Here is a 6,888-nt window from a genome sequence, read left to right as displayed (position 1 = left end):
TGGTGTGATTGGATTAGCAGGATGTCAGCAGAAGAAGGAAGAGGCACCAAAGCCTGAAGCACCTAAGACAGAGGCTCCAGCTCAGCCTGCAGCTCAGCCCGCTCAGCCCGCTGGTCAGCCAGCTCAGCCCGCTCAGCCCGCTGAGAAACCAGCTGAGAAACCAGCCGAGAAACCTGCTGAAAAACCTGCTGAAAAGAAGTAATTTTATAGGAGGGATGAGGTATGTTTAAAAAAGTATTAGGTTTGATGGCTGCTTTAGCCCTTTTAGCCTCTCCTGTTTTTGCAGCTGAACAGACTGCTAAACAGGATGGTGCTAAGGCTAATGCTACCGCTACCGAAAAAAAGGTAGAAAAGAAGGCTAAAAAGAAAGAAGCTAAGAAAGACGAAAAGGCTAATAAACCCGCTGGTGCTAAGAAAAAAGTAGAAGGGTGTTAATTTAAAAATTTAAAAATTTACCCCCGGAAAACTATCTTCCGGGGGATTAATTTTGTTATCTACTTTTTATTCGATGTTTTTTTCTAAATAAATGTTCATGTAGTATTAGGATATCTCGATGTGTATCAAACTTTTGTTTTATTTCTATAGGGTTTATTTGATAATAGTTTGACATAAAATGGACGTTAGATAATATTATCAAGTCATGATCAGTAAAAACTATTTTACGGGTGGGATGTTTTTTATGGTATCCCCAAGCCTTTCCATAAGGGGGACCATAAGCAGGCTGATAGATTACAACCCATTTTTCAAACTCCTTTTCTGGTTTAAGACCTAAATAAATAAAAATTTCATACCAACTATAGCCTCGATTACGTAGCTCTATGATAAACTCTGGGCTTACTTTCTTTTTTTGGCTTAAATATAAAACTAAGGGAAGTTCTTCTTCCTTAATGAGAGAACCTTTTTTTAGAATAACAATTTTTTCCTTAGGGACTTGAAAATAGTTACTTATTGCTAAATAAAAATGAGTTATCTTGTCCTCGGAAAAAGAGACACCCAGCTTAAGGTTTTCTGCCTTTAATCCTAAAGGGCTTAATAAAAGAAGTATTAAAAATCCTAAGACAAAAAATTTCAACTTTTTATTCATAAGCTTCTACCTCCTGCAGTTATTTTTTAAATCTTCTAAAACAAAAAATATGCCTAAAATACTTAAAAGAATCTAAAGATAAGTGGTTTGATTTTTAATAAAAATTCATAAGAAAATAAAAGGTAATTAAATTTTGATTTTGTAAAAAGTAAAAAATTTGTAAAAATTGCAAGTTTGAGAGGTAAAACTTTCAAAAAGAAAAAAGAGATTGTTGTTTGAGGCAAGGTTCTTCTGGTTCAAAATTAGAAAAGACCTTTACCACTCCATATTCTCCATCATACCCTGGTTTAACAAATACCTCACCTTTTCGTACCTTGAGGATGGCTTCTGCTAATTTTTCAGGTAAAAGAGAAACTAATTCATCTTTTGACAATTTTAAAAGGAGGTTGAATTCACTTCCCGCAAGCAAGGTATATTGTTCGTAAAGTTTGCCTAAAGTTTTAGAAGTAGGAGAAAGATTAAAAACTTCACTTAGTATCTCAATTAAAGGTACCAGATGTACTGAAAGAGGTTTGTTAGGAGGGATATAGCCCTCTTCTCTGTCAGCCAGGTCTTCTATCCGATGGAGAACCCCTATCGTAATTTTTTCGCCACATTTAGGACATTTGAGGCCTAAAGCTCTTGCTTCTTTTGGAGAAAGGCTGACTTTACAATTTCTGTGGCCGTCAAAGTGGTATTTTCCTTCTTCAGGATAAAATTCTATGGTAAATGCTATCTTTCCTGTTTTTATCGAAAAATAGATGTTTTCATAAGTGAGAGGGTAAAAAAAGGCGGTAGCTTCTCTTCCTAATTTAGCAGGAGAATGGGCATCAGAGCAAGAAATAAGAGTAATTGAGTCGAGCTTAGAAATTCGCCAGTTCATTTCTGGGTCTGAAGAAAGTCCAGTTTCTATTGCATAAATATAAGGGGTAGCTTCTTCAAAGGCTTCTTCAAGGCTATCAAAACCTGAAAAAGCCCCAAATACAGAATACCATGGGGTCCAAGCATGAGCAGGGATAACCATTATTTCCTTTGAGATTGTCATCAGGTCTAACACCAGTTTTTTACAAGAAATTCCGAAGGTAGGTCTTCCATCTACCGTTAGAGATCCAAGTTTAGAAAGATAAAGATTTATTTCTTCAGCTACCTCAAAATTAGGAGCTATAAGGATAAGATGAACCCTTCGGTTGGTTTTCTCTCCTTGAGAGAAAATCAAGGAAACCTCAGAAGTAAGGATAAATTTAGGGCCTTCAGGTAGGTTTTTAAAAATTAAAAGGCCTGAAGATGGGTCAAACTCAAGCCAATTTTTAAGTTCTTTAAACCAAGCAGGATGAGTAAAATCCCCTGTACCTATCAACGAAAGCCCTTTTTTATGGCCTATTTGAGCTATTTGGGGGATTTCCATTTTTTGACTACAAGCTTTGCTATATTTGGAATGGATGTGAAGATCAGCCAAAAAGGAGTTTTCTAAAAGTTCTTTTGAAGGGAAGGTTTGATTTTTTTTTGACATTTTTTCAAATTTTTTATTTTTCAATTCTATCAAACTTAAAAATTTTGTCAATTCTATAGAGTAAGAAGGTTCTTTCCCTTGACAAAACCTGAAAATATATTTTATTTTTAAATAAGACAGAGTAAAAATTTAAATGAAGAGGGAGGTCAGAATAAATGGCTTTTCAGGAAATTGCTAATTTAGAAGAAAAAATAGATGCACTTATTGCTTTGGTAATCCAACTTAGGAATGAAAAAGAGGAGCTTATAAATAAACTAAAAACCAAAGAGGAGGAAAATGCAAGACTTATAGAGGAAATAGAAAGGAGGGAGGAGGAAAGAAAGGTTTTAAAAGAAAAAATTGGTAGTTTGATAGAGAAACTCTCCCAAATATAGATTTTAAAGATAGATGTAAAAGCCTATGTTAAATTCAAAAGAAGTAGTTTTTGAGTTTTTAGGGCAAAGGTTTACCTTCCGAGCTCATATCTCGGAAGAAGAAATAACAGAGGTGCTTGGTTATTTAGAGGAAAAAAAGAAAGAGGTAGAGAAGATTAAAAAAGTTCCTACTTTTAAGCTGGCGGTTTGGCTACTTTTACAGGTAGCACATGATTATGTAAAGCTTAAAAGAGAAAAAGAAGAGTTAGAAGAATACCTTAGGGGACAAATTTTAAAACTGGGAGAGTTTTTAGAACAAGAAAAACCATCCCTGGGGTGTTCGTGAAGAGAGTAGAGCCCTGCCAAGCTAACATTAAAAGAGTGTTGGGGTTTGGTGGATCTGGGGTCTTTTGCTCGTTAAGAGCATCCAAGACTAGCCAGACCCCACCCCTAAAGTTTTTAGAATAAGAGCTTGGAGCAGGGAGCTCCCACGGCACCCTGGGGTTTCCTTAAATCTTTTTAAATTTTTCTTTTCTCCTTCCTCCTTAAAAATCATATATAAGGGAGGAGTCTTATGGGTCTTGTTTTAGGCTTGATTTTAGGTAGTTTATTGGGAATAGCCATATTATGGGTCTATTTATACTTCCAGAAGAAAAAGAACCTTTTGGTTCAAAAAACTGCTGAAGAAATCATCAAAGAGGCAGAAAAAAAAGCTAAAGAAGTTTTAGAGAAGGCAGAAAGAGAGGCTAATTTTAGGCTTCAACAGGCGGAACTCAAAGTTAAAGAACAGATTTTGTCTCATAAACAAAAATTAGAAGAAGAGTTTAATAAAAGACTTCAAGAAGTAATCTTAAAAGAAGAAAGAATTGCCAGTAAAGAAGAATACCTTTCTAAAAAAGAAAGCGATCTTTTTAAGAGAGAAGAACAGTTATTAAAAAGAGAAGAAGGTTTAGAAAAAAAACTAAGAGAGATAGAAGAATTTAAAAAATCTTTAGAAGAACAAAAACATGAAATAGAAAGATTATATCATCAGGCAAGGGAAGAACTTGAAAAAATAGCCGGACTTTCTGAAAAAGAGGCTAAAGAAATACTTCTTAAAAGAGTTGAGGAAGAATTGATAGAAGAAAAGGCAAAACTAATAATGAAGATAGAAAATGAAATAAAAGAAGAGGTTAAAAGAAAAACCCAAGAACTTCTTTCTTATTCAGTGGCTAAAGCAGCCATACCTTTTGTAACCGAAAAAACTGTTTCTACGGTTCAACTTCCGAACGAAGAGATGAAAGGTAGAATTATAGGAAGAGAAGGAAGAAACATAAGAACCTTTGAAACCTTAACAGGAGTTGACCTTTTGATAGATGATACCCCTGAGGTGGTAGTTCTTTCTTGTGTAGACCCCCTTAGAAGAGAAATAGCTCGTATAGCCTTAGAAAGGCTTATAGCAGACGGAAGGATTCATCCTACAAGAATAGAAGAAGTGGTTAGACAGGTAGAAGAAGAAATGGAGCAACATCTAGTGGAGGTAGGAGAAAAGGCGTGTTTTGAATTGGGGATTTATGGTCTTCATCCAGAATTAGTAAAAATGCTTGGAAAGCTTAAATATAGGACAAGCTATAGTCAAAACGTGCTTCAACATTCTATAGAAACAGCTATTATTTGTGGAGCTTTAGCAGGAGAACTGGGTATAGATGTAAAAAAAGCTAAAAGAGCTGCTTTACTGCATGACATAGGTAAGGCGGCATCTTATGAGTTAGAAGGTCCTCATGCTTTAATAGGGGCTGAAATTGCGAGAAAATATGGAGAAGATGAGGAAATCGTAAATGCTATTGCTTCTCATCATGAAGATGTCCCTATAAATAGTCTTTTAGGGATCATTTTGCAGATAGCTGATGCTATTTCAGGGGCAAGGCCTGGTGCAAGAAGAGAGCTTCTTGAGGCTTATATTAAAAGAATAAAAGAGTTAGAATCTATTGCTTACTCTTTTGAAGGAGTAGAAAAAGCTTTTGCTATTCAGGCAGGAAGAGAAATTAGGGTTATAGTAGATGATAAAAAGATTACAGACGAACAAGCTTATGTATTAGCTCGAGAAATTGCACAAAAAATCGAAAAAGAAGTAACCTATCCAGGGATTATTAGAGTAACAGTGATAAGAGAAACCAGAGTAATAGAATACGCAAAATAAAAATTAACAGGATGAATTTATGGAAGAGGTTAAAGAAATAAAAATTTTGTTTTTAGGAGATATCGTAGGTAGTGCCGGAAGAAAAGCGGTTAAAGATCTTCTGCCAGAGTTGGTTAAAAAATATCAACCTGATTTTGTGGTAGCTAACGGAGAAAATGCTGCGGGTGGATATGGTCTTACCGAAAAAGTAGCTGAAGAACTTTTTTCTTATGGTATAGATGTTTTAACCTCAGGCAATCATGTTTGGAAAAAAGAATTTTACCCTTATCTTAATAAGTCTGAAAGAGTAATAAGACCTGCTAACTACGGGGAAGGAGCTCCAGGGAAGGGATGGACTGTATATACTAAAAAAGAATTAAAATTAGGAGTAATTAACCTTGAAGGACGCATATTTATGCGTCCTTTACTTAATCCATTTTTGGTAGGTAAAAAATTAGCTTTAGAATTAAAAAAAGAAACGCCGTTTATCTTGGTTGATTTTCATGCTGAAGCCACCTCAGAAAAAATAGCCTTGGGTTATTTTTTAGACGGAATAGTCTCTGTAGTCATTGGTACTCATACCCACGTTCAAACCTCAGATGCCAGGATTTTACCTCAGAATACTGGGTATATAACCGATGTAGGGATGTGTGGAGCAGTAGAAAGTATCATAGGTATGAAAATAGACCAAGCATTAGAAATGTATTTAACCATGGTTCCAAGAAAGTTAGAGGTAGAAAAAACCGGGAAACTTAAACTTGAAGGGGCTTTCGTAAGATTAAATCAAAAAGGAGAAACCATTTTTATCGAAACTTTTAGGGTTATTTCCTAGGTTGATTCTTTTTCCACCATTTTTGAAAAAGGCTACGTTTTAAAGGAGACAACCTGTCTATAAAAAGTATCCCCTCTAGATGGTCATATTCGTGTTGAAAGGCTATGGCATGTAACCCTTCAAGTTCTCTTTCAAATGGATTACCATCTAAATCTAACGCCCTAACATAAAGCTTGGCATGTCTTTCTATCTTGGCATAATATCCAGGGATACTAAGACATCCTTCTTCATAGGTAGTGTATCCCTCAGCGTGTAAAATTTCAGGGTTTATATAAATTTCTAACTTTGGGGTTCCTTCTTTTTGTGAAACATCTAATAAAAACAGCCTTTTTAATACCCCTACTTGATTAGCTGCTAATCCAAGACCTTTAGCTTTATACATAGTTTCTGCCATTTGTTCTACGAGGCTTTTGATCTCTCCATCTATGTTTTCTATAGGTAAGGCTTTTTCTCTTAAGGCTGGATGACCTAAAATCACTATTTCCATCTTTGACTCCTGAATAGCTTTTTATAAATATTATTTTAAAATTGATTTAAGAAATTTCAACGTATTTTATGATCCTGAGAGTTGTCAAAAGTACTATTAAAAGGCATAATATAATTAAAAAGGATAAGGAACAAGGGGGTAAGGAGATGAAATCCATATTTTTGGTATCAAACAGACCGTTTACCGGAAGAAACGTCTTAGCGTTAGGCCTTGCTTTAAACCTGAAAGAAAAAGGAAGTAAAGTTGGTTATATGAAGTTGATAGGCAAAGTGCCTGTCAAGGTAGGAGACAAAATTCTTGATGAAGAGGCGGTTTTTATTCATAAGGTCTTAGAACTTGAGGATCCTGTAGAATGGTCCTGCCCGTTTGTGTTTACCTATGATCTTCAGTACAAACTGTTTGAAGGAGAAGACATATCTGTAGACCAGCAGATAAGAGAGGTTATAAAAAAACAGGCTGAACTTAAGGATTACCTTTTTGTGGTT

At 35.2% G+C, this 6,888-nt stretch carries 9 protein-coding genes and 1 pseudogene; 7 read left to right on the top strand and 3 right to left on the bottom strand.

Going from position 1 to position 6,888, the window contains the following annotated elements; translation table 11 throughout:
* Positions 1-202 (top strand): hypothetical protein (locus tag PWP26_RS08150; RefSeq protein ID WP_301399375.1); only part of this gene is annotated, 202 nt, incomplete at its 5' end.
* A gap of 20 nt (positions 203-222) precedes the next feature.
* Positions 223-435: a hypothetical protein gene (locus PWP26_RS08145; protein WP_273011465.1), complete on the top strand. Its 213-nt coding sequence runs from the start codon at positions 223-225 to the stop codon at positions 433-435.
* A 55-nt stretch (positions 436-490) separates the two neighbouring features.
* Here the strand turns inward: PWP26_RS08145 and PWP26_RS08140 are convergent, their stop codons facing one another.
* The gene (locus PWP26_RS08140) at positions 491-1,084 is read right to left on the bottom strand and encodes a hypothetical protein (RefSeq protein ID WP_273011468.1); all 594 of its coding nucleotides are present in this window, start codon (positions 1,082-1,084) and stop codon (positions 491-493) included.
* Positions 1,085-1,274: 190 nt separating this feature from the next.
* Positions 1,275-2,573: an endonuclease Q family protein gene (locus PWP26_RS08135; protein ID WP_051754624.1), complete on the bottom strand. Its 1,299-nt coding sequence runs from the start codon at positions 2,571-2,573 to the stop codon at positions 1,275-1,277.
* Positions 2,574-2,728: 155 nt separating this feature from the next.
* On the opposite strand from PWP26_RS08135, the gene zapB reads away from it, so the two are divergent.
* From zapB to PWP26_RS08115, 4 genes are all read left to right on the top strand, one after another.
* A complete protein-coding gene (gene zapB, locus PWP26_RS08130; protein ID WP_038063527.1) occupies positions 2,729-2,947 on the top strand; it encodes a cell division protein ZapB in 219 nt (72 codons plus the stop codon).
* Positions 2,948-2,972: 25 nt separating this feature from the next.
* Complete coding sequence (gene zapA / locus PWP26_RS08125) at positions 2,973-3,272, top strand: cell division protein ZapA (protein WP_273011470.1); 300 nt, start codon at positions 2,973-2,975, stop codon at positions 3,270-3,272.
* Between the two features lie 228 nt (positions 3,273-3,500).
* Positions 3,501-5,105 (top strand): ribonuclease Y, encoded by a 1,605-nt coding sequence (gene rny / locus PWP26_RS08120; protein ID WP_301399374.1) that lies wholly within the window; start codon positions 3,501-3,503, stop codon positions 5,103-5,105.
* Between the two features lie 19 nt (positions 5,106-5,124).
* The gene (locus PWP26_RS08115; protein WP_051754420.1) at positions 5,125-5,916 is read left to right on the top strand and encodes a TIGR00282 family metallophosphoesterase; all 792 of its coding nucleotides are present in this window, start codon (positions 5,125-5,127) and stop codon (positions 5,914-5,916) included.
* Here PWP26_RS08115 and def read toward each other — a convergent pair.
* On the bottom strand, positions 5,906-6,403 hold the full coding sequence (gene def, locus PWP26_RS08110) for a peptide deformylase (RefSeq protein WP_301399373.1): 498 nt from the start codon (positions 6,401-6,403) through the stop codon (positions 5,906-5,908). The genes PWP26_RS08115 and def overlap by 11 nt on opposite strands.
* 146 nt (positions 6,404-6,549) lie before the next feature.
* Between def and PWP26_RS08105 the strand changes: the two are divergent.
* A pseudogene (locus PWP26_RS08105) lies at positions 6,550-6,888 on the top strand (AAA family ATPase); the annotation flags it as partial.

Source organism: Thermodesulfobacterium sp., assembly GCF_030445475.1.
Classification (GTDB): domain Bacteria; phylum Desulfobacterota; class Thermodesulfobacteria; order Thermodesulfobacteriales; family Thermodesulfobacteriaceae; genus Thermodesulfobacterium; species Thermodesulfobacterium commune.
The sequence above is the reverse complement of the archived record's forward strand: the minus strand, read 5'-3'. Positions and strand labels throughout refer to the sequence as shown.

What these genes read in the sequence shown, in the direction of transcription:
- def (WP_301399373.1), bottom strand. Translation starts at nt 6,403, where the DNA reads ATGGAAATAGTGATTTTAGGTCATCCAGCCTTAAGAGAAAAAGCCTTA.
- PWP26_RS08135 (WP_051754624.1), bottom strand. Translation starts at nt 2,573, where the DNA reads ATGTCAAAAAAAAATCAAACCTTCCCTTCAAAAGAACTTTTAGAAAAC.
- rny (WP_301399374.1), top strand. Translation starts at nt 3,501, where the DNA reads ATGGGTCTTGTTTTAGGCTTGATTTTAGGTAGTTTATTGGGAATAGCC.
- zapA (WP_273011470.1), top strand. Translation starts at nt 2,973, where the DNA reads ATGTTAAATTCAAAAGAAGTAGTTTTTGAGTTTTTAGGGCAAAGGTTT.
- PWP26_RS08145 (WP_273011465.1), top strand. Translation starts at nt 223, where the DNA reads ATGTTTAAAAAAGTATTAGGTTTGATGGCTGCTTTAGCCCTTTTAGCC.
- zapB (WP_038063527.1), top strand. Translation starts at nt 2,729, where the DNA reads ATGGCTTTTCAGGAAATTGCTAATTTAGAAGAAAAAATAGATGCACTT.
- PWP26_RS08115 (WP_051754420.1), top strand. Translation starts at nt 5,125, where the DNA reads ATGGAAGAGGTTAAAGAAATAAAAATTTTGTTTTTAGGAGATATCGTA.
- PWP26_RS08140 (WP_273011468.1), bottom strand. Translation starts at nt 1,084, where the DNA reads ATGAATAAAAAGTTGAAATTTTTTGTCTTAGGATTTTTAATACTTCTT.